We start from the raw sequence: 17,196 nt of genomic DNA on the forward strand, positions 1-17,196 counted from the left end.
GTATCGAGACCCCGCGGGCGCGCGCTCCATGCTGGTCGAGTAGCCGCGCAGCGGCGTATCGAGACCCCGCGAGCAGGCGTCAGACGCGCGACGCCAGCTCCGCGCTCGCGGCGGCGACCTCGCGGGCGATCGCCTCCTCGTCCGCGGTGACGAGGCGTCCCTCCGACACCGTGGGCCGGCCGTTCACGAGCAGGAGCGTCAGCGGCGGCTGCGCGCCGAGGGCGAGGGCCGCGACCGGGTCGGCGATGCCGGCGTGCTCGATCCCGTCGATCCGCCACAGCGCGAGGTCGGCGAGCTTGCCCACCTCGATCGAGCCGATCTCGTCCTGGCGGCCGAGCACGCGCGCCCCGCCGATCGTCGCGATCGAGAGCGCCTGGCGGGCGCTCATCCGGTCGGCGCCCGCGCGGAGCCGGTTCATCAGCACGGCCGCGCGGATCTCGGATCCGAGCTGCCCCGACTCGTTCGACGCCGCTCCGTCCACGCCGAGCCCGACCGGTGCCCCCGCCGCCAGCAGCTGCGGGATCGGCGCGATCCCCGCCGCGAGCCGGGCGTTCGAGGACGGGCAGTGCGCGACTCCGGTCCCGGTGGCCGCGAACTTCGCGATCGCGTCGTCGTCGAGGTGCACGCCGTGCGCCATCCAGACGTCGTCGCCGAGCCAGCCCAGCGACTCGAGGTAGTCGGTGGGCGACATCCCGAAGGCCTCGCGCGTGTAGGCGTCCTCCTCGATCGTCTCGGAGCCGTGCGTGTGCAGCCGCACGCCGAGCTGCCGGGCGAGGACCGCGGACTCCCGCAGCAGATCCGGCGTCACGGAGAAGGGCGAGCACGGGGCGATCGCGATGCGGACCATCGCGTCCGAGGAGGCGTCGTGGTAGCGCGCGACCGCCTCGCCGCTGGCCCGCAGCGCCGCGGCGGTGGTCTCGACCGCGAAGTCCGGCGGCAGCCCGCCCTGCGACTCGCCGAGATCCATCGATCCCCGGGTCGCATGCAGGCGCAGCCCGAGCGTGGAGGCCGCATCGACGATCCCGCCGACGATGTCGCCGGAGCCGCGCGGGAAGACGTAGTGGTGATCGCCGACGGTGCTGCAGCCCGAGCGCGCGAGCACGCCCATCGCGCCGAGCGACGCCGAGCGGGTGAGGTCGGCGTCGATCCGCGACCAGGCCGGGTACAGCGCGACCAGCCAGTCGAAGAGGATCGAGTCCTGCGCCCAGCCGCGCGTCAGCCACTGGTAGAGGTGGTGGTGGGTGTTGACGAGCCCCGGGGTCAGCAGGTGGCCGCGGCCGTCGACGCGGGTGAGCACGACGGGCTCCGGCGACGGGAGCCCGGTCGGCGCACGGCCGTCCAGTGCCCAGGCGGGTGGTGCTCCGGCGCCGACCGCGACGATCCGCCGATCGTCGACGACCACGTGGCCGCCGGAGTGCTCGGCTCCGGCGGCGTCGACGGTGGCGACGTGGGCTCCGGTGATGACGTGGCGCTGCATCCTCCGAGCATGGCAGCGCGGTGTTTCGCGGCGGTTTCCTCCCCGGGCGCGGGTGCTCCGGGTTCGATCTGCAGGAGACGCGACGCCGTCGCCCCTTCCTGCCGCGTGCGGACGCCCGCGCACGGCGGGATCACCTTCGCATCGGACAACCGGCGCCGCTCAGCGGAGGAGGAGGAAGGTCGGGCGTCGAGCGGACTCGGTCGGCGGAACGCCGCCGTGATCACAGCCCCGCGACTCCCCTGTCGCCTTCCTGGCGCGCTCACGGCGAGGCGGCGCGATCCGGTCCGGGACGGCGCGGATCGTGCAGGTCAGCGTGTCGCGTGGATCGGCCCGCTCCGCGCCGCCAGCGGAGCACCCGACGCTCCGGAGCGCACCGCCAGCACCTCCGCCAGGATCGACACCGCCGTCTCCTCCGGCGTCGACGCGCCGATGTCCAGGCCGATCGGCGAGTGCAGGCGGGCCAACGACTCCTCCGCCACGCCGGCCTCGCGCAGCAGCCGCAGCCGCCGCTCGTGGGTGCGCCGCGAGCCCATCGCCCCCACGTACGCGGCGGGCAGGGTGAGCGCCGTCTCCAGCAGCGGCACGTCGAACTTCTCGTCGTGGGTGAGCACCGCGATCACCGTCCGCTCGTCCACGGCCGTCCTCGCGAGGTAGTCGGAGGGCCAGTCGACGACGACCTCGTCGGCTCCGGGGAACCGCTCCGTCGTCGCGAACACCGGTCGCGCGTCGCAGACCGTCACCCGGTAGCCCAGCAGCGCCCCGGCCGCGCAGAGCGCCGCGGAGAAGTCGACGGCGCCGAAGATCAGCAGCCGCGGCCTCTCGGCGCTGACGATGTGCGCCACCTCGAGCTCGACGCCCTGGCAGGCGAGCTCGACCGTCGCCGAGCGGCCCGAGGCCAGCCGGGCGGCCCGCTCGGCCAGGATGCGGCGCACGGTGTCCTCGTCGAGGGAGCGTCCCACCACGTCCTGCGCCCGCGTCGCCCCCGTCAGCACCAGGCCGACGAGCTCGTCGGGGCCGCCGACGATCATCGAGAGCCCCGCCGGCCGGCCCGCCCGCGCCGCGCGCAGCTCCGCGAGCACGGCGCCGGAGCCCGCGTCGACGGTGTGGCCGAAGACCCGCAGCTGCCCGCCGCAGGAGAGCCCGGCCGCGAACGCCGCCTCGTCGTCGAAGCCGAAGTGCTCCGAGCCGGAGCCGCCCGTGCCGAGCACCTCCTGCGCCAGCGCGTAGGCCTGGGCCTCGACGCAGCCGCCGGAGATCGATCCGATCGCGCTGCCGTCCGCGTCGACCGCCATCGAGGAGCCGAGGGCACGCGGGGCGGAGCCGAAGACGTGGGTGACGGTGACCACGGCGACGCGCTCGCCGGCCTCGACGCGCTCGAGGATCGGGACTGCGAGTTCGAGCACGGCGGCCTCCGACGTCGACGGGCGGGAGGCGACGGCACCGGCGGGTCGTGCGGTCGGCGGGCGCTCACACGCGGGAAACATGCCGAGTATATGGTCGAACCCATGCCCGACGACTCCCCCTCGCTCGACCTCGTGATCCGCTCCTCCGCCGTCCTCACCGAGAACGGCGTGCACCCCGCCAGCGTCGCCGTCGCGGGCGGGCTCATCGTCGCCGTCGGCGACGTCGACGCGCCGTGGCAGACGCTCGAGGAGGTCGTCCTCCCCGCCGGGCAGGTGCTGCTCCCCGGCATCGTCGACACGCACGTGCACGTGAACGAGCCCGGCCGCACCGAGTGGGAGGGCTTCGCCTCCGCGACCCGGGCGGCCGCCGCCGGCGGGGTCACCACGATCATCGACATGCCGCTGAACTCGATCCCGCCCACCACGACCGTGGCGGGACTCGAGGCGAAGAAGGCCGCGGCCGGTCCGCAGGCGCTCGTCGACGTCGGCTTCTGGGGCGGGGCGGTCCCGGAGAACCTCGGCACCCTCCGCGCCCTGCACGACGCGGGCGTCTTCGGCTTCAAGTGCTTCCTCTCGCCGAGCGGGGTCGACGAGTTCCCGCACCTGAGCACCGAGCAGCTGTTCGAGGCGATGCGCGAGATCGCCGCGTTCGACGGCCTGCTGATCGTGCACGCGGAGGACCCGGACGAGCTCGCGGCGAGCGAGAACGACGGCGGCACCTCCTACGGCGCCTTCGTCGACTCGCGGCCGCCGGTGTCCGAGCGCTCGGCGATCGCCCACGTGATCCAGGCCGTCCGCGAGACGGGCGGCCGGGCGCACATCCTGCACCTCTCCTCCGCCGAGGCGCTGCCGCTGCTGCGCGAGGCGAAGGCCGAGGGGCTCCGGATCACCGCCGAGACCTGCCCGCACTACCTGACCTTCGACGCCGAGACGATCCCCGACGGCGGAACGCAGTTCAAGTGCTGCCCGCCGATCCGGGACGAGCGCAACCGCGAGCTGCTCTGGAAGGGCCTGCTGGACGGGACGATCGACCTGATCGCGTCGGACCACTCCCCCGCCACGGCCGAGCTCAAGTTCGCGCACGACGGCGACTTCGGCCTCGCCTGGGGCGGCATCTCGGGCCTCGAGCTGAGCTTCCGCGCGGTCTGGACGGGGGCGCGCGAGCGCGGGATCCCGCTCGAGCAGGTCGTCGCCTGGATGTCGACCGCGACCGCCGCCTTCGCGGGCCTCGGGCAGAAGGGCCTGCTGCGCGCCGGAGCGGACGCCGACCTCGTCGCGTTCGAGCCCGACGCGGCCGCCCCGGTCGACGTCGACGCGCTCTCGCACAAGAACAAGGTCTCCGCCTACGACGGCCGCGTGCTGCGCGGCGCCGTCGCGGCGACCTGGGTCGGCGGAGTCCAGGTCACCGGCGACACGGCGGCGCCGGTCGGCCGGCTGCTCGAGCGCCCCTGACCGCTCGCGCATCCCTGACGGCCCGAGCACCCCTGGCCGCCGCCGTGTTCCGGCCAGGTTTCGGCCGTGTGAACTCCTGCGGTTCGCACCCGCCTTCCGGGCGGATCGCACAAGACTCGGGGCGGACGGGTCGCGGACGCTGAGCACTCCGCCGGTGCGCGGGGCGCGGCGCGAGCGGCATCCTGGCAGACGGCCCCACGGCGGGCACCGTCACCGGATCGCCGGGCGGAGGCCGCTCAGGACCGACCGGCGCGGAGCCGGCCGCACGAACCACCGAACGCGAACAGGAGCGGACATGTCGATCATCCTCGGAGACCACCAGTACGGGAAGGCCGAGAACCGCGTCGTCCGGATCTACCGCGACAGCCCCCGGCACGAGATCCACGACGTCAACGTCTCGACCGCCCTGCGCGGCGACTTCGAGGCCGCGCACCTGACCGGCGACCAGTCCGCCGTCCTGCCCACGGACACGCAGAAGCAGACGGCGTACTCCTTCGCGAAGGAGAAGGGGCTGCGCTCGATCGAGGCGTACGGCCTCGAGCTGGCGCGGCACTTCGTCGACGGCACGCCCACCGTCAGCGGCGCGCGGATCGAGATCGAGGAGTTCGCCTGGGAGCGGGTCCTCGTCGACGGCGCGGAGCACGACCACACCTGGGTCCGCAAGGGCCAGGAGGTGCGCACCGCCTCCGTCACCGTCGAGGGCGAGGGCGACGCCCAGCAGGTCTGGATCACCGGCGGCTTCAAGGACCTGACGATCCTCAAGTCCACCGGCTCGGAGTTCCACGGCTTCCTCACCGACCCGTACACCGTGCTCCCGCCCACCCGGGACCGCGTGATGGCGACGTCGCTGGTCGCGAAGTGGCGCTTCGCCCTCTCGGACGAGGAGATCGCCGCCGCCGACTGGGAGGCCGTCTACGCCGGGGTGAAGGCGCTGATGATCAGCCGCTTCGCGACCGTGCACTCGCTCGCCCTGCAGCAGACGCTGTTCGAGATGGGCAAGGCGGTGCTCGAGGAGTTCCCGCAGATCGTCGAGGTGCGCCTCTCCGCTCCGAACAAGCACCACTTCCTCTACGACCTCTCGCCCTTCGGCGTCGAGAACGACAACGAGGTCTACCACGCCGCCGACCGGCCCTACGGGCTGATCCAGGCCGCCGTCACCCGCGACGACGCGCCGGACGCCGGGCCCGCCTGGCGCGCCTACTCGGGCCTGGTGTGAGCGCAGGGGCCGGCCGGGTCGAGGGGTCGAGCGCAGGGGCGAGCGCAGGCGCCGATGCGGTGGGACCCCGCGGGGTGCACCGCGGCCACGTGCTGCACGTGACGGGCCGGCCCACCGTCGAGACCGCGGCGGACGCCCTCGTCTCGATCCCGGACGGCGCCCTCGTCGTCGGGGACGCCGGGACGATCCTCTGGGTCGGGCCGTACGCGGCGCTCCCCCGGGACTTCGCGGACTGGCCGGTGACCGGGGACGCGAGCGCGATCCTCCTGCCCGGCTTCGTCGACACCCATCTGCACTTCCCGCAGACCTACTCGACCGACGCGCACGGCGGCGGGCAGCTGCTGGAGTGGCTCGACACGGCGATCTTCCCGGCGGAGTCGCGGCTCGCCGACGAGGAGTTCGCCGGCCGCGTCGCGCGCGCCTTCACCCGCCGCCGCGTGTGCGCGGGCACGACGGCCGCGATGGTCTTCGGCTCGGCGTTCCCGCACGCGCAGGACGCGCTGTTCGAGCAGAGCCTCGAGGCGGGGCTGCGGACGGTCTCGGGTCGCGGCCTGCAGACCGTCGGCCCGCCCTCGGCCGCGGCGCTGGTCACCGGAGAGGACGAGGCCCTGGCGCTCGTCGTCGACGAGATCGAGCGCTGGCACGCCGTCGACACCGGGGACCCCGCGACGGCCCTGCTTCAGGTCGCGATCGTCCCGCGCTTCTCGCTGTCCGTGACGACCCGGACGCTCGCCGCACTCGGCGAGCTCTACGACGGGGTCCGCGACCGCGGCGTCTACGTGCACAGCCACCTCAACGAGAACGACCGGCCCGGCGACGGCGAGATCGCGGCGGTCCTGGCCGGCTTCGGCACCCGCAGCTACCTCGACACCTACGACGGGCTGTTCCTGCCCGGCTCGCTGCGCGGCGGATCGTCGCTGCTCGGCCGGCGGACGATCCTCGCGCACGCCGTGCACTGCCAGGACGAGGAGCTGCACCGGATGGCCGCGACCGGCACCTCGATCGCGCACTGCCCGACCTCGCAGCAGTTCCTCGGCTCGGGGACGATGCCCTGGCGGCGGACGGCTGCCGCGGGGGTGACGATCGCGCTCGGGAGCGACATCGGCGCGGGCGACGAGTGGCTGCTCTCGCGGGTGGCGAACGACGCCTTCAAGGTGCACCTGTCGGAGGAGGGCGACGCGTCGATCGCGCTGCACCCGGCGCAGCTGCTCTTCACCGCGACGCTGGCGGGAGCGCGGGCGCTCGACATGGAGGACCGCTTCGGCAACTTCGACCTCGGCAAGGACGCGGACTTCCTCCGCATCGAGCCCGACCGGTGGGAGCCGCTCGCCGACGTGCTCGCGCTCGGGATCCGCGCCGACGACGCCGCCGAGGCGACGGCGCAGCTCCTCTTCGCCCTGCTCCTGGGCCTGCGCGAGCCCGCGATCGCCGCGGTCCACGTGCGGGGCCGCCGCGTCGTCGCCCCGGCGCCGCGCGACTGACCCGCACGGGTCCGCAGAGCCGCACCATGCTGGTCGAGCAGCCCCGCAGGGGCGTATCGAGACCCCGCGTCCCTGCTCAGGTGGATCTCGATACGCCCGCTCCGCGGGCTACTCGATCAGCATGCATTCCTGCTGGTCGAGTAGCCCCGCAAGGGGCGTATCGAGACCCCGCGCCGCCCCGCCGCTCAGCGCAGCTGCAGCGCGAGGAACAGGTCGGCGCGGTCGGACGTGTTCGACAGGTCGCGCCCGGTCAGCTCCTCCACCCGCGCGATGCGGTAGCGGACCGTGTTGAGGTGCAGGTGCGTCTGCTCGGCCGCGCGCACCCACGAGCCGCCGCAGTCGAGGAACGCCGCGAGCGTCGCCACGAGCTGCGAGTTGTAGCGCGCGTCGTGCTCCAGGAGCCGGCCGAGCACGAGCTCGACGAACACCGCGCGCAGGTGGTCGGGCACCGCGCTCAGCAGCTGCACGGCCGACGTCACCTCGCCGGCCGTCCCGATCCGCACCGGCGAGCCGTCCCCCGGCGCGGACGGCAGCCGCAGCGCGTACCGCGCCGACCGCAGCGCCCCGCCGAGCGCGGGCAGCGGGCTCGGCGCACTCACTCCCACCCGCAGCACCGCCCCGCCGAGCGCGGGTCCGAGGCGCCGGAGCGCCCCCGTCACCACGGGCAGCGCGTCCTCGTCCGTCACCGGGACCAGCGCCACCGCGCCGTCCGCGTCCCGGCCGACCACGGCACGGCCGAGGTGCGCCACCGCGTCCGTCAGCACCGCGCGCGCGAGATCGCCGTCGCCGTCCACCGCGGCCGCCAGCACGGCGAACCGCTCGACGCCGCCCAGTCCCAGCTGGCGCAGGTACACCGCGGTCTCGGGCTGCTCGCTGTCCTCGTCGATCAGCTCGAGCAGCCGATCGGCGAGCGCTGCGTCGGCGAGCAGCGCCGCCTCGCGCTGCAGCCGGTAGAGCCCGACCACGCCGGTGAGCTCGGTGATCGCGTCGAGCAGGGAGGGGTGCCACTCGTTCCAGTCGCCGGCGACGACGACGAACCACGAGGCGGCGCGGTGCTCCTCCGCTCCGGCGACGGCCAGGATCGACAGCACGCCGCCGTGCGCGTCGGGCACGGTGACCGGCGTGCGGCGCGCGGTGAGCGCGGCCTCGACGACGCGATCGACCTCCTCGGCACCGAGCGGATCGGCGGACGCGGCGGCCGCGCGACCGGTCGCGGTGAGCACGCGCACCGGCCGCCCCAGCTCGGTCGAGGTGCGGGCGATCAGCTCGTCGAGCAGCTGCCCGCGGTAGACCTCGGTGAGCAGCTGTCGCTGGCGCGCGAGCCCAGCGGTCAGCCGCGCGACCCGGTCGCCCGCGAGCGCGTTCGAGAGGTGCGCGGTGATCGAGGCGAAGGAGACGTCGGCCGGCACCGCGAAGAGCGCGACCCCGTGCGCCCGGCAGGCCGCGACCAGATCGTCCGGCACGAAGCCGAGGAGCCCCTCGCCGGCCAGCAGCGCGACGGCGCCGGAGGAGGCGACCGCCGCGACGAACGTCTCGCTGTCCGCCGCGGTGCGCCGCCACATCATCCCGGTGAGCACGAGCTGGTCGCGGGCGAGGTAGCGCCTCGGGTCGAGCAGATCGGTGGTGAACGTCCAGTTCACCTCGCGCGCGAGCGCCTCCTCCGTCGTGTGCACGGCGCGGATCCGCAGGGTCGGCGCATCGAGGAGATCGCGGAGCTGCACGCTCAGCTCCCCCGGTAGGTCGAGTAGGCGAACGGGCTCAGCAGCAGCGGGATGTGGAAGTGCGCCGCCGTGTCCTCGAGCCGGAATGCGACGACGACCTCGGGGTAGAACGACTCCGTGCCCGAGCGCTGGAAGTAGGCGGCGGTGTCGAAGACGACCCGGTAGACGCCCGCGGGCAGCGCCGCCGGGCCGAACTCGGCGACGCGGCCGTCGGCGTCCGTGCGGGCCGACGCGATCGGCTCCCAGCCGGACTCGCCGCGGGCCTCGAGCGCGACGGGCACGTCCTGCGCGGGCCGGCCGAGCACCGCGTCGAGCACGTGCGTCGTGACGTGGCTGCGGTGCGCGCTCATCGGCTCGCCTCCGCGACCGCGCCGGTCCCCGGCCCGAGCGCGCGGGTCCGCAGCACGGTGATCTCGCGCAGCTGCTCGGCGACGATCCCGCGCTCGGTCTCGTCGTCCAGGGCGAGGCGGCGCTCCAGCTCGGCGACGATCTCGGCCCGGTCGCGTCCGGCCGCCCGGATGAGGAACACCCGGCCGAAGCGCTCCTCGTAGGCGAGGTTGCCGGCCAGCAGCCGCTCGGCCAGCGCCTCGTCCGGCGACAGGCTGGACGCCTGCTCCGCGGCGGAGAACTCGGAGGACCGTCCGGACCCCGCGTGCCGCTCGCCGATCCGGGGGTGGTCGGCGAGCGCCGCCTCCACCTCGTCGGCCGTCAGCGTGCGCGCGCTCGCGTCGGCCGCCGCGGCGAGGGCGTCGGCGGAGGCGTACGGCGCGCCGGTGGCGACCTCGTCGGCCCAGCGCGGGACGGCGAGGCACGCCAGCAGCGCGTCGCGCAGCCGCGACAAGTCCGGGGCGTGGTCGGTAGCGGAGTCGGTAGCGGAGTCGGGAGCGGAGTCGGGAGTGGAGTCGGTCATGGAGGCTCCTCGTCGGCGCCGGGTGTGCGGCACGATGGTCGGATGGACGTGGTGGGGGTGGTGCTCGCCGCCGGTGCCGGACGCCGGGCGGGCGGCCCGAAGGCCCTGCGCCGCGATTTGGTGGGCGTGAGCTGGGTCGAGCGCGCCGTCTCGCGGCTCGAGGCCGTCGGCTGCGCGCGCGTGCTGGTCGTGCTGGGGGCCGGAGCCGACGAGGCCCGGCAGCGGGTGCCGGAGCGCGCGGCGGTCGCCGTCGCGGAGGACTGGGCCGAGGGCCTGTCCGCCTCCCTGCGCGCGGGTCTCGACGCCGCGATCGGGGACGCCGCCCTGGTGACGCTCGTCGATCTGCCCGACGAGCCTGCAGCGGTCGGTGAGCGGCTGCTGCGCGAGTCCCCCGCGGATCCGGCGGTGCTCGCCCGCGCGACCTACCGCGGTCGGCCCGGCCATCCGGTGCTCCTCGGCCGCATGCACTGGCGGCCGCTCGCCGCGTCGCTCTCCGGCGACGCGGGGGCCCGCGAGTACCTGGCGCGGCACGGGGTGCTCGAGGTGGAGTGCGGCGACCTCTTCTCGGGCGCCGACCGCGACGGACCGGGCTGACCCGGTCATCCCGCGCCGCCCTCGTCGAGGCCGCTCTGCTCGAGCGCGTCGCGCAGGGCGCGCCAGGCCAGCGTGGCGCAGACCGAGCGCACCGGATTCGCGGCGACCAGCAGCAGGGCCGCCTCGTCGCCGAGCGGCGGTCCGGAGTCGACACCGGGAGTCTCGGCGCGGCCGGGTGTCGCGCCGCGGCCGCTCATCGCGTCGTGCTCCGCCATCGCGGCGAGGAAGGCGGCCGTCCGATCCCGGACAGCGCCCGCGTCGAGCCCGTCGAGCTCGTCGGCCAGCAGCGACGCCGACCCCTGCGACACCTCGCAGCCGCGCCCGCTCCACCGGATCGCCAGCGCCGTCGCGCTCCCGGAGACGCGGACCTCGATCCGGTCGCCGCAGGTCGGGGTGAGCAGCTCGGCCCGGCCCCGCACCTCGGCCCGGCCCCGCACCTCGGCCCGGCCCCGCACCTCGGCGGGCGCCGACTCGTCCCGGCCCACCGGGTGGCGCGCGTGCGCCCGGATCAGCTCGGCCGCCTCGGCGCTCACGGCCGCTCCTCCAGCTCCGCCAGCTCGGCGTAGAGCGTGCTGATGCCCGCGATGCGCTCGCGCGACCCGCGCGGCACCGCGCCCAGCACACCGGACGCCAGCACGGCGACCGCGCTCATCGCCGCCGCGTAGCTGTCGAACGCCGCCTCGCTGTCGACGGGGCACTCCAGCCACACCGCGCAGCGATCGGCGAAGCGCCGCGCCTGCGCGTCGGCGAGCAGCACGACGGGCACCCCGCGGGCGGCCAGCACATCGACGACGGCCTCGAAGGACGCGGGCCGCCGGCGGAAGCCCACCAGCACCACCGCGTCCTCCGCGCCCAGCCCGGCGATCTCCTCGCCGAGCGACTGCCCGGGCTGCGGCGCCACCCGCACTCGGGCGCGCGCCTGGGCGAGCTGCTGGCGCAGGTGCAGGGCGACGGGGTAGCTGTTGCGCAGGCCGATCACGACGACCTCGCGCGCACCCGAGAGCAGACGCACCGACTCCTCGAGCCGCCCGTCGGCGAAGGTGGTCGCGAGCCGGCGGAGATTCGCGTGCTCGCTCTCGAGATGGGCGGCGAGCGCCTCGGCCGGCGCACCGGACGCGGGCCCGACCGGGACGCCCGAGCTGCGCAGCGCGCGGGCGTGCTCGCGCACCTCCTGCGAGTTCGAGAAGCCCAGCCGGCGGAAGAGCCGCGAGACGGTGGCCTTCGAGACCCCGCTGTGCTGGGCGAGCTCGGTCGCCGTGTAGACGGCGAGGTCGCCGAGGTGATCGAGGATGAAGTCGGCCGCGCGCTGCTCCTGCGGCGAGAGCGAGGCGTAGCCCGCGTCGATCCGGTGCCCGATGCTCGGCACCTGGGTCGTGCTGCCGAGCCCGACGACCGGCGCCGCGGCGCCCGTCACACGCGGCCCGCCCGCGCCTCGGCGAACGCGTGCACCGCCGCCTCGAAGGCGTCCAGGGCCGTCGCGACGTCGGCCTCCGTGACGTTCTCCTCGGGGTGGTGGCTGACGCCGCCCTCGCAGCGGACGAAGAGCATCGCGTACTCGGTGAGATCGGCGATCGCCATCGCGTCGTGCCCCGCCTTCGAGAACAGCACCATCGGCTGCTCGTCGCCGGTGGCGCGGATGCCGGCGCGGACGACGTCCTGCAGCCAGTCCGCGGCGACGACGGCGGGCGCCCCGTGGGTCTCCTCGACGGTCAGCGCGAGACGGCGGCGGCGAGCGGACTCGGACATCGCGTGCTCGATCTCGCTCCACACCGTGTCGCGCACGTCGTCGAACTCGGCGCGCAGGTCGAGCGAGAACTCGACCCGGCCGGGGATCACGTTCACGGCGCCCGGGAACGCCTCGAGGCGGCCGACCGTGGCGATCGCGCCGTGCTCGCGGGCGATGCGCTCCACGGCCAGCACCGCCTCGGCCGCTCCGGTCAGGGCGTCGCGGCGGCGGTCGAAGGGCACACCGCCCGCGTGGCCGGCCTTGCCGGTGAGGGTCAGCGCGAAGCGGCGGGCGCCCGCGATGGAGGAGACCACGCCCAGCGCGCGGTCCGCCTCCTCGAGGTACGGGCCCTGCTCGATGTGCGTCTCGAGGTAGGCGAGCACGTCGCCCGCGTCGCGCGCCGCGGTGGAGATGCGCGAGGGGTCGAGGCCGAACTCGTGGAACGCCTCGACCAGCGTGACGCCGTCGGCGTCCTCCAGCTCCCACCAGTGCTCGTCCCAGGTGCCGGCGACGGCGCGGGAACCCAGCAGCGCGGTGCCGAAGCGGGTGCCCTCCTCGTCGCCGAAGGCCACGACCTCGACCGCGAACGGCAGGCGGGTCCCGGCCGCGTTCAGCCGCGAGACGACGGCGATCGCGAGCATGACGCCGAGGATCCCGTCGTAGCGCCCCGCGTCGGGCACCGTGTCCAGGTGCGAGCCGAGCAGCAGCGCGGGCAGCCCGGGCGTCGCGCCCTCGTAGCGGCCGCACTGGTTGCCGGCAGCGTCCTGCCAGGTGCGCATGCCGGCGTCCTCCATCCAGCGCGCCGCCATCGCGTTGACGCGGGCGTGCTCCGGGGAGAGGTAGACGCGCTCGATCGCGCCGCGGGTGCACGAGACCGCCGCGAGCTCGTCGCAGCGCGCCATGATCGCCGCGGCGTCGACGACGCTCACGCCGCGCCTCCCGAGGCGGAGTCGTAGACGCCGTACGCGCCGGCGACGCCGCCGCCCGGGGCGACCGCGGCGCCCGCGCGCCGCAGGACCGCCTCCAGAGCGGCGAGGGTCGTCAGCACCGTGTCCTGGCGCGCGTTGTAGCCCATCGTCCCGATCCGCCAGACCTTGCCGTGCAGCGGGCCGAAGGACGTGCCGATCTCGATGCCGAAGTCCTCCAGCATCGCGCCGCGCACCGCGTCGCCGTTCACGCCGTCCGGGATGTGCACCGCGACGACGTTGTTCATCTTGTGCGCGAGGTCGCCGAAGACGCGGAGGCCCAGCCCCTGCACGCCCGCCAGCATCGCCGCGCCGTGCAGCTCGTGGCGCGCGATCGTGGCGTCCAGGCCCTCCTCCACGATCAGCCGGGCGCACTCCCGCGCGCCGTAGAGCATCGTCGTGGCCTCGGTGTGGTGGTTGAGCCGGCGCGGGCCCCAGTAGTCGAAGACCATGCCGAGGTCGAAGTAGTTGGAGCGGACCGGGTGCGCGCTGACCGCGTCGCCCTCGTCACGGATCCCGGCCTCGATGCTCTTGCGCGCCTCGATCACGGCGACGGCGCGCTCCGAGAAGGTGACGGGCGCCGAGCCGGACGGCCCGCCGAGGCACTTCTGCAGCCCCGCGGAGACCGCGTCGAGCCCGAGCTCGTCGGCGCCGAAGGCGTTTCCCGCGAGCGACGCGGTGACGTCGGTGTAGAACAGCACGCCGTGCTTCTCGCAGACCGCGCCGAGCTCCTCGAGCGGCTGCGCCATCGTCGTCGACGTGTCGCCGTGCACCACCGCGAGCACCTTCGGGCGCACGCGCTCGATCGCCTCGACGATCGCCGAGACGGGGAAGACCTGCCCCCACTCCGCCTCGATCACGTGCACCTCGGCGCCGCAGCGCTGGGCGATCTCGCGGAGGAGGTGGCCGAAGCGGCCGAAGACGGGCACCAGCACCCGGTCGCCCGGCTCGAGCATCGACACGAGCGCGGCCTCGATGCCGGCGCGGCTGGTGCCGTCGACGAGCATCGTCTTCTCGTTCGAGGTGGCGAAGACGCGGCGGTAGAGCTCCTGCGTCTCGTTCATCATCAAGGTCATGAACGGGTCGTACTGGCCGACCAGCTGCGCGGACATCGCGCGGAGGACCCGCGGATCGGCGTTGATCGGGCCGGGACCCATCAGCAGCCGGGGCGGCGGATCGATGGGGAGGAACGTCGAGATCTCGGGCGCGGTCGGAATGGGAGCCACCTTCTTCGCAGTCGGACGAGCAGAAAAACCTGTTTCAGTCGAGGATCCTATGCAACAGACGTTTCGTCCACGTTTCGGCGCGCGGCGTTCTCGATGCGGCACTCCGTGACTCCTCGCCAGCATGACCGAGCGCCCGCCCGAGCTTCACGCACGGGTCGCACCCTCACCCATGCTGGTCGAGTAGCCCGCACAGCGGGCGTATCGAGACCCACGCTGCTCGGCTCTCGCCGCCTACGCCTCCCCCAGCACCCCCGCCGCCCGCTCCAGCAGCCCCAGATCGGCCCCCCGCGGCCCCACGAGGCACAGCCCCACCGGCCGCCCGTCGACACTCAGCCGCGGCACCGAGAGCGCCGGGTACCCGCCGATCCCCGCGATGCAGGTCAATCCCAGCGTCGCCGTCCGCGCCGCATCGATGACCCCCGCGGACGCGTCGAGCGCCGGCGCCACCGACGACGCCGACGGCAGCAGCAGCACCCGCCCCGCCAGCGCCGCATCGAGCGCCGCGCGGAACCCCGCGACGGCCTCCCGCGCCACCGCCTCGGCCGCCGCGTCGATCCGCGACGCCGCATCGAACCGGCTCTGCACGTCCGGCGCCAGCACGCCCGGGTGCGCCGCGACCCAGTCGCCGTCCGACGCCCACGCCTCCGCCGCCTGCACCGTGCGGAACGCCTCGAACATCTCCTGCAGCGGCGGCAGCACGACCCGCTCCGCCCCGAGCCCCTCGACCACCGCCGAGAACGCCGCCGCGACCGGAGCGTCGACCCGCTCGATCAGCGCGTCGGCCACGACGAACCCGCCCGCCGGCACCTCGGCGAGCCCGGCCAGCGCGACGCCCGCCACCCGCCGCAGCGTCGCGAGGTCGCGGGTCAGCCAGCCGACCGTGTCGAAGCTCGGCGCGAGCGGCAGCAGCCCCGCCACCGGCACGGCGCCGTGCGTCGTCCGCAGTCCCCACAGCCCCTGATAGGAGGCCGGCACGCGGATCGACCCCGCGGTGTCCGTGGCCAGCCCGATCGACGCCTGGCCGAGCGAGACCGCCGTGGCGGGTCCGCTCGAGGAGCCGCCCGGGATCGCGCCCGGGACCGCGGGGTTCGGCGGCGTCCCGTAGCCGGAGTTCCGCCCCGCGATGCTGTACGCGAACTCATCCGTCTGCGCGATCCCGCGCACCGCGGCTCCCGCGGCCAGCAGCATCGCGACGGCGGGCGCAGTGGTCCGTTCGATCTCCGCCTCCGCCAGCCGCGCCGGCAGCCCGGCGCCGATCCGCTGCCCCTCGATCGCGAAGAGGTCCTTCACCGCCACGTCTAGCCCGTCGAGGGGCCCCGGCGCCGAGGCGGGCACGAGCGGCGCCCCGACAGCCCGCCACACCCGCGGGTCGAGTGCCGGAGCGGGCGCCTGCACCTGCGCCGCGCGCACCCGCCAGACGCCGCCCTCGCGCGTCCACAGCTGCGTGACCAGGCCGCGCCCGCCGCGTGCCGGCGCGTTCACCGTCACCACCAGTGCGTCGTCCGCCCCGAGAGCTCGCACGTGCAGCTCGGCGATCGCCCGCGCCGGCGTCCCGCCGCGCCGCCCGCGGAACCCCGTGATCGCCTCGTGCCCGACCAGGAGCCCCGAGGCGTCGCCGCGCAGCGTCGTCGGCGACCGGACGAACGCGTCCGCGAGCGCCGGCACGTCGTCGGCCGACAGCGCGGCTTCGTAGGCCAGCACCGCGTCGACGAGCCCGTCGGGCAGCGCGCCCTCCAGCGTCGTGACCCGCGGATCGGCACCGAGCGGACCGACGTCAACCGGATCACGCATCGAAGTCCGCCGTCCGCACGCGGGCGTGCACGCCCTTCACCAGGTCGACGACCTGCGAGATGTTGAAGTCCGTCGCGGCGCTGAGGTACGCGTAGGCGAGGCTGGCGTCCATCCCGTACCGCGCCTGCAGCAGCGCGATCGCCGCGCGCACGCAGTTCTGCACGGCGACGTCGAGGTCCTCGTCCATCCCGGTCGGCACGAGGAAGTCGGCCGTCTCGCCGAGCGGCCCGGCGATCTCGCCGAACGCCTCGAGCGCCTCTGCCCGCGGCACCACCTCGAAGCGCACCCGCACCCGCAGGCTCGCCTCCATCGCCGTCAGCGCGACCTCCCCGTCGCCCTGCGCGAAGTGCGGATCGCCGACGTACGCGAGCGCGCCCGGCACCTGCACCGGCAGGTACACGCTCGTCCCCGCCGTCAGCAGCGAGATGTCGATGTTGCCGCCGTGCGCTCCCGGAGGCACCGAGTGCGGCCGCTCGTCGCCCGCCACCGCCACGCCCATGATCCCGAGGAACGGGTGCAGCTCGAACCGCGCCGTCCGCTCCCCGCCGGGCGTCAGCGGCAGCACGCCGCGGCGCACCCCGTCCTCGCCCTCCTCGACGCGGGCGAACGCGCTGAACGGACCCGCGGCCAGCGGGTACTCCCCCGGCAGGGCGCCGCGCCCGTGCCGGTTCGAGATCACGCCGTACGGCACCCGCGGCTCGGCCTCGAGCAGCGTCATGCGGAGCAGGTCGCCCGGCTGCGCACCGCGGACCGCGATCGGCCCGGTGACGACGTGGGGCCCATCGACCGCGGTGTCGCGGAACGGCCCGGCCGCCGCGAGCTCGACCGCGTCGCGCAGCACGCCCTCGGGAGCGACGCCGTGCGCGCCGAAGAACGCCGCGGGATCGCGGCCCTGGTCCTCCAGGACCCCCTCGTGACTGAGCGTGTCGATGACGACCTCGGCCCCGGAGTCGACGGTGAGCACCGCGCGGTCGCTCGCGCAGGGCAGCCGCCCCCACAGCACCGACCCGGGCCCCGCCGGCAGGTACTCGACCCCTGCGGGGAGTCCCTCACCGGGCTGGACCGCCCACACCGCCCGCCGCACGGCCTCCGGCGTCTCCGCCTCGGTCACGTCCGCCTCGGTCACGTCCGCCTCGGTCACGTCCGCCTCGGTCACGTCCGCCTCGCTCACGTCCGCCTCGCTCATCTCCGCCGCCTCCCCGCGCGGGTCCGCCCCGCGCACCGTCCGACAGTA

15 protein-coding genes are annotated in these 17,196 nt (G+C 75.1%); 4 read left to right on the forward strand and 11 right to left on the reverse strand.

Annotated elements, in window-relative coordinates; genetic code table 11:
* Positions 1–79 precede the first annotated feature (79 nt).
* Both HQQ82_RS02855 and HQQ82_RS02860 read right to left on the reverse strand, forming a co-directional pair.
* The gene (locus HQQ82_RS02855; RefSeq protein WP_173231565.1) at positions 80–1,477 is read right to left on the reverse strand and encodes an 8-oxoguanine deaminase; all 1,398 of its coding nucleotides are present in this window, start codon (positions 1,475–1,477) and stop codon (positions 80–82) included.
* A 308-nt stretch (positions 1,478–1,785) separates the two neighbouring features.
* A complete protein-coding gene (locus tag HQQ82_RS02860; RefSeq protein WP_367947783.1) occupies positions 1,786–2,880 on the reverse strand; it encodes an XdhC family protein in 1,095 nt (364 codons plus the stop codon).
* Between the two features lie 102 nt (positions 2,881–2,982).
* Between HQQ82_RS02860 and allB the strand changes: the two genes are divergently transcribed.
* The 3 genes from allB to HQQ82_RS02875 all read left to right on the forward strand — a co-directional run bounded on the left by allB (position 2,983) and on the right by HQQ82_RS02875 (position 7,029).
* Entirely contained in the window at positions 2,983–4,332 is a 1,350-nt protein-coding gene (gene allB / locus HQQ82_RS02865) for an allantoinase AllB (protein WP_173231567.1), read from the forward strand.
* A 295-nt stretch (positions 4,333–4,627) separates the two neighbouring features.
* On the forward strand, positions 4,628–5,548 hold the full coding sequence (pucL, locus tag HQQ82_RS02870; protein WP_173231568.1) for a factor-independent urate hydroxylase: 921 nt from the start codon (positions 4,628–4,630) through the stop codon (positions 5,546–5,548).
* Positions 5,549–5,607: 59 nt separating this feature from the next.
* A complete protein-coding gene (locus HQQ82_RS02875) occupies positions 5,608–7,029 on the forward strand; it encodes an amidohydrolase family protein (RefSeq protein WP_173231569.1) in 1,422 nt (473 codons plus the stop codon).
* Between the two features lie 185 nt (positions 7,030–7,214).
* Here the strand turns inward: HQQ82_RS02875 and HQQ82_RS02880 are convergent, their stop codons facing one another.
* Genes HQQ82_RS02880 through uraD form a run of 3 tightly spaced genes read right to left on the reverse strand, consistent with a single transcriptional unit; the run spans position 7,215 to position 9,660 of the window.
* Complete coding sequence (locus tag HQQ82_RS02880) at positions 7,215–8,750, reverse strand: helix-turn-helix domain-containing protein (RefSeq protein WP_173231570.1); 1,536 nt, start codon at positions 8,748–8,750, stop codon at positions 7,215–7,217.
* A gap of 2 nt (positions 8,751–8,752) precedes the next feature.
* A complete protein-coding gene (uraH, locus tag HQQ82_RS02885) occupies positions 8,753–9,100 on the reverse strand; it encodes a hydroxyisourate hydrolase (RefSeq protein WP_173231571.1) in 348 nt (115 codons plus the stop codon).
* Positions 9,097–9,660 carry a 2-oxo-4-hydroxy-4-carboxy-5-ureidoimidazoline decarboxylase gene (uraD, locus tag HQQ82_RS02890; RefSeq protein ID WP_173231572.1) on the reverse strand — a complete coding sequence of 188 codons (564 nt, stop codon included), beginning with the start codon at positions 9,658–9,660 and terminating at the stop codon, positions 9,097–9,099. The genes uraH and uraD overlap by 4 nt, the downstream gene beginning before the upstream one ends.
* 42 nt (positions 9,661–9,702) lie before the next feature.
* On the opposite strand from uraD, the gene HQQ82_RS02895 reads away from it, so the two are divergent.
* Entirely contained in the window at positions 9,703–10,254 is a 552-nt protein-coding gene (locus HQQ82_RS02895; RefSeq protein ID WP_173231573.1) for an NTP transferase domain-containing protein, read from the forward strand.
* 5 nt (positions 10,255–10,259) lie between these two features.
* On the opposite strand, the gene HQQ82_RS02900 is transcribed toward HQQ82_RS02895, so the two are convergent.
* The 6 genes from HQQ82_RS02900 to HQQ82_RS02925 form a co-directional block, all read right to left on the reverse strand.
* Positions 10,260–10,787, reverse strand: a complete 528-nt coding sequence (locus tag HQQ82_RS02900; RefSeq protein ID WP_173231574.1) for an iron-sulfur cluster assembly scaffold protein — start codon at positions 10,785–10,787, stop codon at positions 10,260–10,262.
* Entirely contained in the window at positions 10,784–11,668 is an 885-nt protein-coding gene (locus HQQ82_RS20485) for a MurR/RpiR family transcriptional regulator (protein WP_216848409.1), read from the reverse strand. The genes HQQ82_RS02900 and HQQ82_RS20485 overlap by 4 nt, the downstream gene beginning before the upstream one ends.
* Positions 11,665–12,909: an allantoate amidohydrolase gene (locus tag HQQ82_RS02910; protein ID WP_367947785.1), complete on the reverse strand. Its 1,245-nt coding sequence runs from the start codon at positions 12,907–12,909 to the stop codon at positions 11,665–11,667. Before HQQ82_RS02910 ends, HQQ82_RS20485 begins: the two co-directional genes overlap by 4 nt.
* The gene (locus HQQ82_RS02915) at positions 12,906–14,102 is read right to left on the reverse strand and encodes an alanine--glyoxylate aminotransferase family protein (RefSeq protein WP_173232298.1); all 1,197 of its coding nucleotides are present in this window, start codon (positions 14,100–14,102) and stop codon (positions 12,906–12,908) included. The genes HQQ82_RS02910 and HQQ82_RS02915 overlap by 4 nt, the downstream gene beginning before the upstream one ends.
* Before the next feature lie 300 nt (positions 14,103–14,402).
* Positions 14,403–15,962 carry an AtzH-like domain-containing protein gene (locus tag HQQ82_RS02920; RefSeq protein ID WP_173231575.1) on the reverse strand — a complete coding sequence of 520 codons (1,560 nt, stop codon included), beginning with the start codon at positions 15,960–15,962 and terminating at the stop codon, positions 14,403–14,405.
* The gene (locus tag HQQ82_RS02925; protein ID WP_173231576.1) at positions 15,955–17,148 is read right to left on the reverse strand and encodes an acetamidase/formamidase family protein; all 1,194 of its coding nucleotides are present in this window, start codon (positions 17,146–17,148) and stop codon (positions 15,955–15,957) included. The genes HQQ82_RS02920 and HQQ82_RS02925 overlap by 8 nt, the downstream gene beginning before the upstream one ends.
* Positions 17,149–17,196: the final 48 nt, after the last annotated feature.

The sequence above is a fragment of the Rathayibacter sp. VKM Ac-2856 genome (assembly GCF_013205055.1).
In the GTDB taxonomy this organism is placed as follows: Bacteria; Actinomycetota; Actinomycetes; order Actinomycetales; family Microbacteriaceae; genus Rathayibacter.